This is a genomic window from Flavobacterium saccharophilum, assembly GCF_900142735.1.
Lineage (GTDB): Bacteria > Bacteroidota > Bacteroidia > Flavobacteriales > Flavobacteriaceae > Flavobacterium > Flavobacterium saccharophilum.
On the sequence record NZ_FRBY01000003.1, the window covers coordinates 64,519 to 80,121 of the forward strand.

13 protein-coding genes are annotated in these 15,603 nt (G+C 32.2%); 9 read left to right on the forward strand and 4 right to left on the reverse strand.

Annotated elements, in window-relative coordinates; all coding sequences use genetic code 11:
* Positions 1-83: 83 nt before the first annotated feature.
* The 3 genes from gap to BUA98_RS10285 all read right to left on the reverse strand — a co-directional run bounded on the left by gap (position 84) and on the right by BUA98_RS10285 (position 6,966).
* Positions 84-1,088: a type I glyceraldehyde-3-phosphate dehydrogenase gene (gap, locus tag BUA98_RS10275; RefSeq protein WP_026984486.1), complete on the reverse strand. Its 1,005-nt coding sequence runs from the start codon at positions 1,086-1,088 to the stop codon at positions 84-86.
* A 95-nt stretch (positions 1,089-1,183) separates the two neighbouring features.
* Complete coding sequence (gene pfkA, locus BUA98_RS10280) at positions 1,184-2,170, reverse strand: 6-phosphofructokinase (protein WP_072972069.1); 987 nt, start codon at positions 2,168-2,170, stop codon at positions 1,184-1,186.
* Between the two features lie 308 nt (positions 2,171-2,478).
* Positions 2,479-6,966 (reverse strand): translocation/assembly module TamB domain-containing protein, encoded by a 4,488-nt coding sequence (locus tag BUA98_RS10285; RefSeq protein ID WP_244279191.1) that lies wholly within the window; start codon positions 6,964-6,966, stop codon positions 2,479-2,481.
* Positions 6,967-7,172: 206 nt separating this feature from the next.
* On the opposite strand from BUA98_RS10285, the gene tsaD reads away from it, so the two are divergent.
* From tsaD to BUA98_RS10325, 8 genes are all read left to right on the forward strand, one after another.
* Positions 7,173-8,195 carry a tRNA (adenosine(37)-N6)-threonylcarbamoyltransferase complex transferase subunit TsaD gene (gene tsaD, locus BUA98_RS10290; protein ID WP_072972072.1) on the forward strand — a complete coding sequence of 341 codons (1,023 nt, stop codon included), beginning with the start codon at positions 7,173-7,175 and terminating at the stop codon, positions 8,193-8,195.
* Between the two features lie 2 nt (positions 8,196-8,197).
* A complete protein-coding gene (locus BUA98_RS10295; RefSeq protein WP_072972075.1) occupies positions 8,198-8,911 on the forward strand; it encodes a 16S rRNA (uracil(1498)-N(3))-methyltransferase in 714 nt (237 codons plus the stop codon).
* A 65-nt stretch (positions 8,912-8,976) separates the two neighbouring features.
* Entirely contained in the window at positions 8,977-9,615 is a 639-nt protein-coding gene (locus BUA98_RS10300; protein WP_072972078.1) for a DUF4159 domain-containing protein, read from the forward strand.
* 10 nt (positions 9,616-9,625) lie between these two features.
* The gene (locus tag BUA98_RS10305; protein ID WP_072972081.1) at positions 9,626-10,120 is read left to right on the forward strand and encodes a TrmH family RNA methyltransferase; all 495 of its coding nucleotides are present in this window, start codon (positions 9,626-9,628) and stop codon (positions 10,118-10,120) included.
* 159 nt (positions 10,121-10,279) lie between these two features.
* A complete protein-coding gene (locus tag BUA98_RS10310) occupies positions 10,280-11,230 on the forward strand; it encodes a zinc metalloprotease (protein WP_072973263.1) in 951 nt (316 codons plus the stop codon).
* 112 nt (positions 11,231-11,342) lie between these two features.
* Positions 11,343-12,434: an AI-2E family transporter gene (locus tag BUA98_RS10315; protein WP_072972084.1), complete on the forward strand. Its 1,092-nt coding sequence runs from the start codon at positions 11,343-11,345 to the stop codon at positions 12,432-12,434.
* 2 nt (positions 12,435-12,436) lie between these two features.
* Positions 12,437-13,618 (forward strand): THUMP-like domain-containing protein, encoded by a 1,182-nt coding sequence (locus BUA98_RS10320; RefSeq protein ID WP_072972087.1) that lies wholly within the window; start codon positions 12,437-12,439, stop codon positions 13,616-13,618.
* Between the two features lie 2 nt (positions 13,619-13,620).
* Positions 13,621-14,187, forward strand: coding sequence for a hypothetical protein (locus tag BUA98_RS10325; RefSeq protein ID WP_072972089.1), 567 nt, complete (start codon positions 13,621-13,623; stop codon positions 14,185-14,187).
* Here BUA98_RS10325 and BUA98_RS10330 read toward each other — a convergent pair whose 3' ends face one another.
* Entirely contained in the window at positions 14,188-14,841 is a 654-nt protein-coding gene (locus BUA98_RS10330) for a M15 family metallopeptidase (protein ID WP_244279192.1), read from the reverse strand.
* Positions 14,842-15,040: 199 nt separating this feature from the next.
* Here BUA98_RS10330 and BUA98_RS10335 point away from each other — a divergent pair, with 199 nt between their 5' ends.
* Positions 15,041-15,571, forward strand: a complete 531-nt coding sequence (locus BUA98_RS10335; protein ID WP_072972095.1) for a hypothetical protein — start codon at positions 15,041-15,043, stop codon at positions 15,569-15,571.
* The last annotated feature ends 32 nt before the right edge of the window (positions 15,572-15,603 follow it).

A 15,603-nucleotide genomic window follows, 5' to 3' on the forward strand; every position in this document is an offset into this window, starting at 1 on the left:
TTTTTTACATTAATTAAAGACGAAACAAAATAAGAAAATCCCGTTACTAATTAAATAACGGGATTTTGCAAAAATATATAATATTATTTTAAACCTGCGATATGCACAGATAAATCGATCAATTTACTTGAGTATCCGTACTCATTATCGTACCAAGAAACTAATTTGAAGAAAGTTGAATTCAAACCAATACCTGCAGTAGCATCAATGATTGAAGTTCTTTTGTCAGAAATAAAATCCTGAGAAACAACTGCATCTTCAGTATATCCTAAGATACCTTTCATTGTAGTTTCAGAAGCATTTTTTAAAACAGCCATAATTTCTTCGTAAGAAGTCTCTTTAGCTACTTTTACTGTTAAATCTACTGTAGAAACGTCAGCAGTAGGAACACGGAAAGCCATACCAGTTAATTTTCCATTCAATTCTGGAATAACTTTTCCAACCGCTTTTGCAGCACCTGTAGATGATGGAATGATGTTTATGCTTGCAGCACGTCCACCTCTCCAGTCTTTTCTAGAAGGACCATCAGCTGTCATTTGAGTTGAAGTTGTAGCGTGAACAGTTGTCATTAAAGCTTCAACGATTCCGAAGTTATCGTGAATAACTTTAGCTAAAGGAGCTAAACAGTTTGTAGTACAAGAAGCGTTAGAAACTACTAAATCAGTAGCTTTTGCAGTTTCATGGTTTACTCCCATTACAAACATTGGAGCATCTGCAGATGGAGCAGAAATGATTACTTTTTTAGCACCACCTTTAATGTGCTCATTTGCAGTTTCGATAGTTGTGAAGATACCAGTACATTCAGCAACTACATCAACATCAACTTCGTTCCATTTTAAATCAGCTGGATTTCTTTCTGCAGTGATACGGATATTTCTTCCGTTTACATAAAGTTTTCCTTCTTTTACTTCTACAGTCCCGTTGAAACGACCGTGAACTGAATCATATTTTAATAAGTAAGCTAAGTGATCAACATCTAATAAATCGTTGATTGCAACTACTTCTACATTATCTCTATTGAAAGTTTCTCTAAAAACGATTCTTCCGATACGTCCGAATCCGTTTATTCCTAATTTTACTTTTGACATTTTACTTAATTTTTGCTTTTGTTTTTATTACACTAATTTAAAAGTCTAATTTCCTCACAATAAACTTCTTTCCTTTTTTAAACTTTTATTTATCTTTAGGTTGACATGATGTCAGACACTCTTAATAATTCTCTATCAATTTCAGATTTACCTTTAATTGCCTGCTCTAATGGTGTTAAAGTCACTTTATCCTCACGAAGTCCAACCATATAATTTGATTTTCCTTCTAATAAAGATTCTACTGCTTTTACTCCTAAACGACTTGCCAGAACACGGTCAAAACAAGACGGAGAACCACCACGCTGCATGTGCCCCAATACAGAAACTCTTACATCGTATTCAGGTAAATTAGCTTCAACATAATCTTTTAATTCGAAAACGTTTTTACCAATTTTATCTCCTTCGGCAATAACAACTATACTTGATGATTTTCCTGAAGCTTTACTTTTTTGAAGAGAGTCTAGCAATCTGTCTAAACCTAAATCTTCTTCAGGAATAAGGATTTCTTCAGCACCAGCTCCAATACCAGCATTAAGAGCAATGTGCCCTGCATCTCTACCCATAACCTCCACAAAAAACAGACGATTATGTGAACTTGCAGTATCTCTAATTTTATCAATACAATCTACTACGGTATTTAAAGCAGTATCATAACCTAAAGTATGAGTTGTACCAAAAATATCATTATCAATTGTACCAGGAATTCCCATTACAGGAAAACCATATTCTGAATTAAAAATTAAACCGCCGGTAAAACTTCCATCTCCTCCAATAACAACTAGTGCATCTACACCAGCCTTCACAAGATTTTCGTGAGCTTTCTTTCTACCTTCAGGGGTTCTAAATTCAAGAGAACGAGCCGATTTTAAGATCGTCCCACCTTTATTTACAATATTATTTACGCTTCGAGGTCCCATTTCTTTGAAATCTCCTTCGATCATTCCCTGATACCCTCTATAAATCCCTATGCATTCTATATTATGATAAGCACATGTTCGAACTACTGCTCTTATTGCGGCATTCATTCCAGGTGAATCTCCTCCTGAGGTTAGAACACCAACTTTTTTTATTGTTTTTGGCATTATTTAAGTATTAAAGTGTAAAATTAGCAAACATTCACCACTTTTCAGGTTATGATTGTAATAAATTAATAAAATATGTTAAATTCAAACGTTTTCGTTAATAAGTTTTTTGATATGAAAAAATTCATTTAAAATAATAAAAGCACCTTATTTTAATTAAATCTCTAAAATTAACAATACATAAATGAAGTGTTATAAAAATATGCAGTCGCTATATTTGGTAAAAAAAATTGCAACATCTAAAATTAGCATAAAAAAACCATTCGTTGTAGCGAATGGTTTTATAATTGTACTTTTTTAACAAAAGCTTAAAAGTCGTCATTATCGGGAATTAATCCCTGATTATTATTTTGAGGCTGTGGTGGCTTCTCTTCTTCTTTTTTATCGTTCTTCTTTTTATTCTTTTCACTCTCTTTTTTAGTAGAGAAATTAATATAATCAGGATTCAGATTAGAATCTTGCAAATCATCTGGAGAACTTTTTATTGTTCTTTCCAGCTTATGGCTTTTAAAAAGCTTATTTACCAATTCGCTAAAAGTATCAAAATCTACTTCATATGAAATACCGACACCTTGCGTATAACCAATTCCTTGTCCTATATAATTAATATCATTTTCTTTATTAAATAAACGAAGGTTCATAGACCCATCTTCATTTACCCTGTAAAGTATTTCAATATCTCCCACAATCGCAGATTCGTTGACTCCCCCAACCGGAACACCAACTTTTCCATTAATCGAGATTTTCTCATTAATCTGTGAAGAAATATTAGCCACAAACTGACCATCTGCCTCCTGTCCAATTCGTTTATCTGCAGATATAAAGTTCAGATCAATATTAAACTTATCATTATCTGATTTTATAATCCCCCCTAATAAACTGGCAGCTGTCTCTGCAAATGTTCCAGATAAATCACTTTGGTTAAATCCGTCCGGACTCATAAACGAACCTGTTGACAGCAAGTACAAAGCCTGAGTTTGACGAACATCTTTATCATCTAACTTATATTGTATCTCTGATTTTAAAACACTGCTAACAGAAGGAAACTGAATATCAAAATTAGGTTCAGGGCTTGCTAAATCCCCTCTTAATCCAATGACAACTTCTACCGGAACTTTTTTATTGAAAGAAGAATTTTCTAAAAGTACGGCCGGATTTGCAGACGTTCTGTATACGGCTTCTAAATTTAACTGCGCTTTCATCGGGTTTCCTTCCCAAATGATAGAACCTCCTTTTTTAACTGCAAACTTTTTATCAATTAAACCTCCGTATTTAAAATTATAGGTTCCTTCGTATGCCTGGAAATCTCCCCACATATTAAACTTACCAAGGGTATTAATCTTAAACAATAACGATCCGTATCCTTTTCCTTTCATTCCATGACCTGAATTTCGATCCAGAATAACTTCAACTTCAGCGTCTGGTGTAATGTCAAAATCAAATTCTAATTCAAGACCTCCATAGTTTCTGGTTTTCTCAACAATTCCATTCGCTAAATTGTATTTTTCTTTTGGAGTTACAAAATGTATCCAACTGCTTTCACCAACACTTTGTACATTATTAATTGGGATTTTAACCTCAGTACCTTTTTCTGATTTAGCTGCTACTTTTATAAATAAGCTTTCCGTTGGACCTTTAATACTTGCTGTTCCATTAATAAATGCCGTACCAAAATAAGCCGCATCGTCACTATCTTTAGTATCAAGCGCCACTAATCGTTTTGAAGTAATGGTCAAATCTAATTTCCAGTCTCCAAAATTATGATGCTCAATAGCGCCATTCAACAGCCCTTTTGTACCGTATTTTGTATCTGTTAATTGGTTATTCCTAAACAAGAATTTCTCATCAGTTAAATCAATTACAGTTCTATCGCTTAACTCATAATCGACGTTCAGATAAGGAATTGTCATTCCTGCTTTCTCAACATACAACCTTCCGTTTATTTCAGGTTTTTTAATATTTCCTACAACAGCAGCATTTCCGGAAACGGAACCACGTACATTAGACAAAACATCCTTACCAACTTTTCCTAACGTTGCCAAATTAAACCCTTCTAGTTTAAGCTTCAAATCCAGAATAGTTTCTTTGTTTTCAATGGCAAAATTTCCGCTAGCATTGAATGATTCTGTAAAGCCATTATGAATTGATGAGTTTATAGTAAATCTTCTCAGATTCTCATCTCCTGAAATATCAAAATCTAAAGTTCCTAATTCCGTATTATTTAAGTTAAGATGATCTATCTGTATAGATGCTGTGGGCTGATAAACATCTTTATTCTGCTTAAAATTAACGTTCCCGTTTAAATTTCCATTAAAAACAAATTTAGAATTTAAAGGCGTTATCTTATTAATATCTACATCTTCAAAATTCAGCACAATATCTTTATAATCAGTACCACGCAAGACTCCATTTAAATCAATTTTTTGATCTTCATGACTTAGCACAATATTATCAATCGTAAAGTTTTTAAAGTTTTTGTCAAAAATAATCTGATTATCATCTCCTTCATCTTCATTTAAATACCATAAATAGTCTTTAAATTTCATTTCAGATTTTTTGATACCGACTACGTTATTTTTGTTTTTATCAATAGTATGAAACAAATCAAGATTAAAATAATCCTCACCTTTTTCTCCTCCTTTAAATTCTGAACGAACAAACAAAGTATCTTTTGATGTTACATTGATCAAATTAAAATCGCGTATTTTATAATAGGGCGTTTTAATACTGTCTAACTCAATAAAGGCATTGTAAAGCGGGTTTTTGTTATCAATACTTATTCGGATATTATCGAATGTGTTTTTTGCAGCGGTAATTTTTTGCGAATTAAATCTAAACTTAAATTCATTTAAATCAGCATCTATTTTTCCACGTACCACAGTGGATGAATCTACATTAACTTCGGGATATAACATCTCCACAACCTTATCATATACATGAAAATTGAAACGTAAGAATTGCCCTTTTTTAACCTTATATGGCTTGTAATTGGTGTAAAGACTTCCAACGGAATTCATTGCCAATTTACCTAATTGGGCGAACTGAAATTTACCCACGATTTTACCATCAACAATATCAGTAGAATTAATTGTTATGGTTCGTAATCTATCTGCATCAAAACTTGAATTGATTGTCACTTCATCAAATTCATATGTTGATTTTGGATTCTGATAAATAGCATCTTTTATGTAAATATTTCCATGAAGATTTTCAATTGAATTTCCTGAAACCTGAACAACTGCATCACCGGTAAAATGCGAAATAGAATCATTTATGAATTTAAGTTTGCGTAAATCAGCATTCTCCACATTAATATGAAAATCATATTTGTTCTCGCGCGTACTTAAATCAACTAAACCATCAAATGTTAAGGATAAATTAGGATCATTTACAGAAATTTGTCCTTTGTAGTAAGGCAATTTAAAATTCCCATTTACTACTATATTATTATAGGTGTATTTATTATAATCTAATTTTATAATATCTCCTTTTATAATAGTGTTAAGGTATTTCTCGGTAAAACCAATTCCATCAACATCTAAATTTAAAGTTGTTCTGCCAAGATCTTTACGCTGGAGTAAAGTTCCGACATCAAAATTCTCCAAAACAATATTTCCTGAATAAGATGCCTTGTCAATAAAATCCATATTGTTTAAATGCAGATCAATATCACCGCCACCTAAATCCGTAACCATTTTAAATTTGGCCTCGAGAGCAGTTGTAGAAACTTTTGCCTTTCCTATAATCGTAAATTTACCTATTCTTTTAAGCTCTTTTGGAAGTTTTTTACCTAACACAATTGGCAGCAAAGCAACCATATTATCATAACTGGAAACCAATCTGTCAAATTTCCCATCCATTGAGAACTTTTGTTCTTTGGTTCCTAAGAGGTTTTTAAAATTTATGTTACCAATAATTCTTGAACCATTGGTATCTGTAAGTCTCAAACCTTTTAAATTAAGATTATTAAGAGGGCCGTTTAATTTTGTCTTCAGTTTAAAATGCTGGTTTTTGCCTAATCCATCATAAAAATAACGGATATCATTTGTCGCAATTGATGAAGAATCAATTCTAACATCAAACTTTACTTTATCAGTAAAATTTAAAAAATCTTCTACTTTATAATTTAAAATTGCCTGACCGTAAATAGAGGATCTCTTCGTTTTTATGGCAAGATTTTCAACTTTGATTTGCTTTTTGGTATAACTAAACTTCCCTGCAAAATTAGACACATAAAGACCGCGGTGATCCAAAAATGAAAAACGATGAATTGTCGTATTTACATCAGGTCCATAGAGTTTAAAATCACTGATGTAAGCATTAAGTTTTGTGAATGACAAAAATTTAGGTGTCTTTTTATTTTCATCAACTACAGAAAAAATCCCTTTTGAAATATAGGCGTTTTTAGCTGTCAGTAAAAAATGTTTGTTTGTTTTTGATGGCTTATCAGAATCAAAAAGTCGTATAAACTTATTGATATTGTTTTCGTTTTCGTTTTTGTAAGTTTTCAGGTTAAAGATCAAACCTGTTAAACGCAAATCACCAAAAATCAAATCACCATCCAGCAATCTTTTGATACTTAAAATGTCTGTAGAAATAATATCAGAGTAGATTAAAACTTTCTTGTGATGGTCATAAATCAAAACTTTCTTAAGTTTTACGCCTCCAAAAATGTTTATGGCAACCTTATCAACATGAATATCTGTTTTAAAATCTTCGTTCAGCGAATTGGTCACATATTGTGCAATTTCAGTCTGAACGACAGGCAAAGACAGCGTTATAGCAAGTGCTAACAAAAGTAAAATTAACCCAATTAGGGTTCTTGATATTATTTTCTTTACTTTTTTGATAGCTTCTTAATTTTAGTTTTCTTTTAAATTCACTTTGAACAGACAAAGAGCGACTGTTTTTGATAAAAATTCTTTAATTTTGGCTTCTCCTTATAATCAAAGAAAATTAAAAATTTGATTTGTCAAATATAATCCAAAATTCGTGCCTTTATATGCAAAATTCAGAGGTTTTTATTCTTGCCATCGAAAGTTCTTGCGATGATACTGCTGCTGCAGTTCTACATAACGATAAAGTACTCTCAAATGTTGTGGCCAATCAGCTTATTCACAACCAATATGGCGGTGTTGTACCTGAGTTAGCCTCAAGAGCTCATCAGCAAAATATTGTTCCAGTAATTGATGCTGCACTACGCAAAGCAAATGTACAAAAAGAACAATTAACAGCCATTGCATTTACGCAAGGACCTGGTTTAATGGGATCCTTATTAGTGGGAAGTTCATTCAGTAAATCACTATCATTGGCATTACAAATTCCGTTAATTGCTGTCAATCATATGCATGCTCATATTTTAGCACACTTTATTGATGAGGAAGGATTTGATAAACCTGAATTTCCGTTTTTAGCATTAACTATTAGTGGAGGTCATACGCAGATTGTAAAAGTAAATGGCTTCTTTGATATGGAAATTATCGGAGAAACCACTGATGATGCTGTTGGAGAAGCTTTTGATAAAAGTGCCAAAATTCTTGGACTACCGTATCCTGGCGGTCCATTAATTGATAAGTATGCAAAAGAAGGAAATCCAAAAGCTTTTGCTTTTACCAAGCCAAAAGTACCCGGATTAGATTTTAGTTTTTCCGGATTAAAAACGGCTATTTTATATTTTATTCAGAAGAAGAAATTAGAAAACCCAAATTTTATTGAAGAAAACCTGAATGATATTTGTGCTTCTATTCAATATACTATTATCGAAATTTTGATGGATAAATTGAAATTGGCGGTAAAAGAAACCGGAATAAAACAAATTGCAATTGGCGGGGGGGTTTCGGCAAATTCCGGAATTAGAACCCGATTGAAAGAAAGTGAAAGCAAATACGGATGGAAAACTTTTGTTCCAAAATTTGAATACACTACAGATAATGCTGCAATGATTGGAATTGTGGGTTACCAAAAATATTTATCAAATCGTTTTGAAACTCAGGCTGTAGTTTCAAAAGCACGAATTCAATTTTAATTATGCAATTATTTTACAATCCTGATATAGACGAAACGACCGAAACTTTTTCTTTTGACAAAGAAGAAAGCCGACATATCATCAAAGTTTTACGAAAAAAAGATTCGGATATTCTACATGTCACAAACGGTTTAGGTTTATTGTTTGAAACAGAAATTACATTGGCTTCTGATAATAAATGTATAGTTGAAGTGCTGTCGATAAAAAAGTCTCCGGAACCAAAAATCCGTTTGCATTTAGCCGTGGCTCCAACCAAAATGAATGATCGTTTTGAATGGTTTCTGGAAAAAGCCACCGAAATTGGAATTCAGGAAATCACTCCTGTTTTTTGTGATCGATCAGAAAGGAAAGTGGTTAATTTAGAGCGTTTTGAAAAGATAATTCTATCGGCAATGAAACAATCTAATGAAACTTATCTGCCTAAATTGAATGAAGCAATTTCGTTTAAGGAATTCATCAAACAAAAGAATGAAGGCTTACAATTAATCGCGCATTGTGAGGAAGCAGATAAGAAATCGTTGAAAGAAGTTTTGAAACCCAATGAAAATATCACGATTTTAATTGGCCCTGAAGGTGATTTTTCAGATAAGGAAATTGCATTGGCTTTAGAAAATAATTTCCAGCCGGTTATGCTGGGAAATACCCGCTTACGTACTGAAACTGCTGCGGTTGTGGCTTGCCATAGTGTTGTTTTTTTTAATGAGATTATTAATTAAATCGTGATCTTGTCACAAAAAGCGGCATATGTAAAAAGCAAATTACCCAGATAATTTATAATTATATGAAAAAAATCTTTTACTTATTATTACTTTTTTCTATTTCTTCCTTTTCACAAGAAATCGCTTTATTAAAGTATAGCGGTGGTGGCGATTGGTATGCAAATCCGACTTCATTACCAAACCTTATCCGTTTTTGTAATTCGAATATTAATACCAGAATAAAAGCAAAACCATCAACGGTTGAGCCAAGTAATCCGGATTTACTCTCTTATCCTTTTGTACATATGACCGGACACGGGAATGTTGTTTTTAGCGATGCTGATGCGACAAATCTTAGAAATTACCTGACTGCCGGAGGATTTCTTCATATTGATGACAATTACGGAATGGATCAATACATTCGAAAAGAAATCAAAAAAATATTCCCAAATAACAGTTTAGTGGAAATTCCGGCAAATCATCCTATTTTTCAGAAACCTTTTCCATTTCCAAACGGATTACCAAAAATTCACGAACATGACGGAACACGTCCTCAGGCATTTGGAATTTTCGTTGAAAACAAACTGGTTTTACTCTATACATACGAATGCGATTTAGGGGACGGCTGGGAAGATCCTGAAGTACATAATGACCCTGCTACTGTTCGTGATAAAGCCTTAAAAATGGGCGCGAATATCATCAACTATATTTTTACTAATTAATTCTAAGAAAGTGCAGCTTACTCACGAAGAAAATCAATTTGAGAGAAAAACATTTCCGATAACACTGATTTGTGATAACATTTACTTTCAGCAAAACATTGGTTCCTTATTTAGGATAAGTGAGGCTTTTGGTGTCGAGAATATTATTTTTTTAGGAAAAGACATTCCGTTAACGCCACGAAAAATCAATAAAACATCAAGAAGCACTCATCTTCATGTTCTACACACTATAATCGAAGAAACATCTGCTTTAGTTACCTATTTACTACAAAATAACTTCGAAATTATTGCGTTAGAAATAGCAAGTAACAGCAAACCCTTAAAGGAAGTCAATATTCCTGAAAATCAAAAAATTGCACTTATTATAGGAAGCGAAATTGATGGAATTTCAGATGATCTTCTAAAAATCGCAAACCAAATTGTACATATAAATATGTTTGGTAAGAACAGCAGTATGAACGTAGTACAGGCGACTAGTATCGCTTTGTACGAATTAACCTCTTAATTAACACTCGTTAATTTTTGTAGGAATCAAGCTGTACGGGGGGTTCTTAAAATTCTCACAAAAAATTTGTTATTAAAATTTGGTTAAATATCTATTTTGTTATAAAATTGCTAAATCATTAACCAAATGTATTTTTTTATAACAAAAAACCAAACTATTATGAAAAGAGTTTTTATTACCGCATTTACAGCTTTAGTGCTGTTTTCTTGTCAAAATGAACAAACAGAATCGTCTGATTCAACTTCAGCCGCTATCGCGCATCGTGGCTGTGCTACCCAGGAAGTTTTAGAAGCACAGTTAAAAGAAGACCCAACATTGGCTATTAGAATGAATGAAATCGAAGCTTTTACAAGCAATAGATTATTAACAAACCGTTTAGTAAATGGAAAAGTTGAAATACCAGTTGTAGTAAATGTATTGTACAAAACTGCTGCTGAAAATATTTCAGATGCTCAGATTCAATCGCAAATTGATGTTTTAAATGCTGACTTTAATGCGTTAAACTCAGATTACAATGATGTACCAGCTTTATTTTCAGGTGTTAAAGCAAACGTTGGTATTACTTTTGTTCTGGAGAAAATCAACAGAAAATCAACTACAAAAACTTCATGGGGTACAAGAGATGCTATGAAGAAAACCAAACAAGGTGGTTTAGATCCTACATCTCCAACTACAAAACTTAACTTATGGGCTTGTACTATTGGTGGTGGTATTTTAGGATATGCACAATTTCCTGGTGGATCATCTGCAACCGATGGAGTTGTAATTGACTCTAAATACTTTGGTGTTTCAGGATCTGCAAATTATCCTTATAACTTAGGAAGAACAGGAACTCACGAAGTTGGTCACTGGATGAATTTACGTCATATTTGGGGAGATGCAAGCTGTGGAAGCGATTTAGTATCTGATACTCCTACACATAATACTGCAAACTATGGTGTACCAGCTTACCCACACTACAGTACTTGTACAGGAACACCTGTAGAAATGACCATGAACTATATGGACTATACAGATGACAGAGGAATGTACATGTTCTCACTAGGTCAAAAAAGCAGAATGGCAGCTATATTTACTTCTGGAGGTCCAAGAGCAGGATTTGGAATCTAAAGAAAAAACATACCAAACATACCAAACAAGAAAGCGAGATCTCACCATCTCGCTTTTTTTATTCGTAAAAAATTTAAAAGCTTTTCCTATATTTATAGTCTAAAAATTAATCATGGTAACATCAAAAATCATTTCGAACGGAATTTTAAGAGCTCTAACTACAATCCTGATCGTGGCAGCTATTTTATATTTTTTATATGAAATACAAACTGTGATTGTCTATTTATGCATTTCATTAATACTATGTCTGATCGCAAATCCTTTGGTTCAATTTTTAAAAAACAAATTAAAGTTTAGCAATTCATTAGCCGCAACCACAACTATTATATTTTTTATTTTACTAATGGTTGGTTTCATTTTGCTGTTTGTCCCGTTAATTATTTCTCAGGCAAACAACTTGTCTCTTTTAGACACTAATCATCTTCAACAGCAATTCTTTGAAACAGAACGCAGTATTGAAAGCTACTTCAATATTCAGCATGTTGATCTGAATAAAGTTTTGAAAGAATCAAAAATTACAACTGCTTTTAGTTTTGGCTATTTTACAAGTTTTATAAATTCAATAATGGGTTTTATGGCTGATATGGGAATGGGACTTGTTTCTGTTTTTTTTATCACTTTCTTTTTCATCAAAGACCAGGAGAATTTTAAAGCAGGTGCCAAAAGGATTCTTCCCGATTCTAACGAAGATAAAATCTTAAATTCTATTACCAAAATAAACCATTTACTCACCCGCTATTTCATTGGATTACTGCTGCAATTAACCGTCGTTTTTATTTTATACTTAATCGTTTTAATGATTTTCGGAAATAAAAATGCGTTGGTAATTGCTTTTTTATGTGCCATTTTAAATATTATTCCCTACATCGGGCCAATTATAGGAACTATACTAGCAGCCATATTAACTATGATTAGCTTAATTGGAAATGATTTTCAATCAGAAATTTTACCAACAACCATTTACGTAGTAATTGGCTTTTTACTGGTGCAGGCTATTGATAACAATATCAGCCAGCCCATAATTTCGTCAAAAAGTGTAAATTCGCATCCGTTAGAAATATTTCTGATTACTTTAATCAGTGGAATTACTTTTGGAATTATCGGAATGGTGATTGCAATTCCGGTATTTACCATGTTAAAAGTAATTTTAAAAGAATTTTTTCCTGACAATAAAATTGTTTCCGTATTAACTGAAAAAATCTAACATTGAATTTGTCTCTTTTAAGTAAAAACATTCAGGAATTTATAGCTAAAAATACTGGTGCATCCCTTACAAAGCTTGCACTTCAGAAAAATCCTTTTCCAGAAGTCGACTGGATTTTGATTCTGAACCAAATAGAAGCAAAAACAAAAGCAAAAGACAAATTACCAACCTGGTTTGCAACCGAAAACATCATTTACCCAAGTAAAATATCAGTCGAACAAACCTCATCTGAAAAAACAGCTGCTTATAAGGCTTCTTTGATTTCAGGGAAAAGTTTAATTGATCTTACAGGAGGTTTTGGCGTTGATGATTATTATTTTTCGAAAAGATTTGAAAAAGTTACCCATTGCGAAATAAACAAAGACTTATCTGAAATTGTTAAACATAACTTCGAACAATTACAAATAACAAATTGTTATTTTTTTGCTGATGATTCAACGAATGTCTTAAATGAAATGAATCAAAAATGGGATTGGATTTACATTGATCCATCCAGAAGAAATGACGCAAAAGGCAAAGTTTTTATGCTGAAAGACTGCTTGCCAAATGTTCCTGAATTTTTGGATTTCTATTTTGAAAAAACGAACTCTATTTTAATTAAGACTGCTCCATTGTTAGATCTATCAGCCGGTTTATCAGAATTAAAATTCGTTAAAAATATTCATATTATTGCTTTGGAAAATGAGGTTAAAGAATTGCTCTTTGAAATTCACAATCATTACTCAGGTGAAATCACAATTAAAACGGCTAATATCTTAAAAGATAAAATTGAATCATTTGAATTTGTTTTAGGCAATGAATCGGATTTCCCGACCTATAATTTACCTCAAAAATACCTGTACGAACCCAATTCGTCCATAATGAAATCCGGCGGCTTTGATGAAGTGAGTTCTATTTTTAAAATAAATAAACTTCACAAACATTCTCATTTATATACTTCTGAAGAGCTAATTGCATTTCCGGGAAGAACTTTTGAAATAGAAAAAGTGATTTCCTACAACAAAAATGACATGAAAACCGAGCTTTTAAATCAGCAAGCCAATATCACAACCCGCAATTTTCCGGACACAGTAGAAAACATTCGGAAAAAATGGAAAATAAAAAATGGAGGGGATTTATATTGTTTTTTTACAACAGATAAAAATGATAACAAAATAGTTTTAATTTGCAGAAAAATAACTTAAAAATGAAACAACTAATTACACTAACTTTTTTTCTATTAACCTTTACCGCATTTGCTCAAAAACCTTGTGAATATAGTGCCAATGTTACTGATTCGATTGGTACCTATAAAATTACAAATGAATGCCTAATCAGTGAGAAGAACTTTGGAAACACGTTTAATTACGTATTCTTTGCATTAGCACAAACAGATGGTTTACCAACCCTAAATTTACAATTAATTCAAAAAAGTAAGGACTTTATAAAAGCCAATTGCTTTGATAAAAATTCAAGAGTATTTTTACAATTACAAAATGGCAAAGTTGTGACTTTAATGCATGTTGATCAGGAAAACTGCGGCACTTTAATTCGTGATGACAAAGGTTATGATAACCGTGTAAACACAGGGATCTTTATGTTCCTAAAAGATAATTTTGAGGAACTAAAAAAATCTCCAATCAACATAATGCGTATTAAATATTTAACCTCCACCGAAGATTATATTGTAAAAAATGAATTGAAGTCTGAAATGAACGGAAAAGTATATAAACCCGATACTTATTTGATGGAAAACATCAGATGTGTGGAATAACTATTCGCAATTCCATTTTTGATTAGAAACTTTATCTTTTAAACCTGTTTTTAAATTATAATGCCACCATTCCGAATCAAATGAATTGAAGCCATTTTTAATCATTACTTTTTTCAGCAACTTTCTGTTGGATTTCACCTCATTTGAAAGTTTAGTATAATTATGACTAGCTTGTATACCAAAGAAATCAAAAGGAGTTCCCATATCAACTTCTTTACCATTTTTATCCACTAATGAAATATCAACGGCTCCTCCTCTATTATGGATGGAGCCTTTTTTTGGATCCGCCACATACTCGGGATTTGAAACTATTTCCCACATCTTTTTCTGGATTGATAAGGGTCTGTAACAATCATATAATTTGATTTTATAGCCTTTTTTCTTAAAATCATTATTAGCTGCAATTAACGCCTGAACTGTTTTATAACGTAAAAAACATTCAGCGCAATCATAGACTTTTGCTTTCAGAAAATTATCATCGGTTGCATATTTCATGTCATAAATAAAATCCTGACTGAAGTCTTTTAGATTTACAAAAACGGTATCGGCAATCGCTTGTTTTGCTTCACTTGTATATACTTCATTCTGAGCATTGGCAACTAATCCTGAAAAAAGGGCAATTAAAAAAAATATAGAGTTAATGTATTTTGACATGACGGACATTTTAGATTGAAAGATTTTCTGAAAAGTAAATATAGGAATAAATAAGCCGATTTGAGACCTGCAAAAATCCTTTTAAAGAAGAAGACCTCCTGCTTTTTACACTTGTTCACTACAACCGTTTGATGTTTTTTCATTAAATTAGCTAAGTAAGATTTTAAAAATCAATTATTTAATTTAAAAATCTATAACTATGAACGAAGAGACACGAAAATATTTATTTATAGTTGCATTGAGTAGTTTAGCTTTGATTTCATGCAAAAAAGAAACAGTTAAAAGCGTTCCTGCGACAGATTCAACTTCAATAATAACACATTCCTTAAAATCGGATTCAGCAGTAATTAATCCATCAGATACTTTAAATAATTTAGTTGACAAAAGTGTCATTGGAACCCATTTATTAACAGAGAGTTCGCTTTCACCAAGGCTAAAAAGCCTTTTAGGAACTGATTATGATCAAATGGTTAAACACTGGAACACAGAGACTCCTTTCACAAAAGAAGGAGAAATTTTACATGCAAGCGGGTGTAAACAACATGATTGTAATACTTACTCATATGATCTCTATATTGATACAAAAAACAATAAAATCAATGTCTATAAATTTAGCCAATCTAAACTTACTGTTTTTGCCGAGGATGATTACCGCATCGTATTAAAAGATTCCCTATTGCAGGACTTAAATACCAAAAAACTCAATGCTAATATTCCGAAAGAGAAATAGAACAGTTACCTTCAAAAAAAAAAAAAAACCAC

Excerpts from the sequence above, each read along its gene's own strand:
- tsaD (WP_072972072.1), top strand. The coding sequence starts at position 7,173 with ATGCAAAATTCAGAGGTTTTTATTCTTGCCATCGAAAGTTCTTGCGAT.
- BUA98_RS10310 (WP_072973263.1), top strand. The coding sequence starts at position 10,280 with ATGAAAAGAGTTTTTATTACCGCATTTACAGCTTTAGTGCTGTTTTCT.
- BUA98_RS10335 (WP_072972095.1), top strand. The coding sequence starts at position 15,041 with ATGAACGAAGAGACACGAAAATATTTATTTATAGTTGCATTGAGTAGT.
- BUA98_RS10300 (WP_072972078.1), top strand. The coding sequence starts at position 8,977 with ATGAAAAAAATCTTTTACTTATTATTACTTTTTTCTATTTCTTCCTTT.
- BUA98_RS10325 (WP_072972089.1), top strand. The coding sequence starts at position 13,621 with ATGAAACAACTAATTACACTAACTTTTTTTCTATTAACCTTTACCGCA.
- BUA98_RS10295 (WP_072972075.1), top strand. The coding sequence starts at position 8,198 with ATGCAATTATTTTACAATCCTGATATAGACGAAACGACCGAAACTTTT.
- BUA98_RS10330 (WP_244279192.1), bottom strand. The coding sequence starts at position 14,841 with ATGTCAAAATACATTAACTCTATATTTTTTTTAATTGCCCTTTTTTCA.
- BUA98_RS10315 (WP_072972084.1), top strand. The coding sequence starts at position 11,343 with ATGGTAACATCAAAAATCATTTCGAACGGAATTTTAAGAGCTCTAACT.
- gap (WP_026984486.1), bottom strand. The coding sequence starts at position 1,088 with ATGTCAAAAGTAAAATTAGGAATAAACGGATTCGGACGTATCGGAAGA.
- pfkA (WP_072972069.1), bottom strand. The coding sequence starts at position 2,170 with ATGCCAAAAACAATAAAAAAAGTTGGTGTTCTAACCTCAGGAGGAGAT.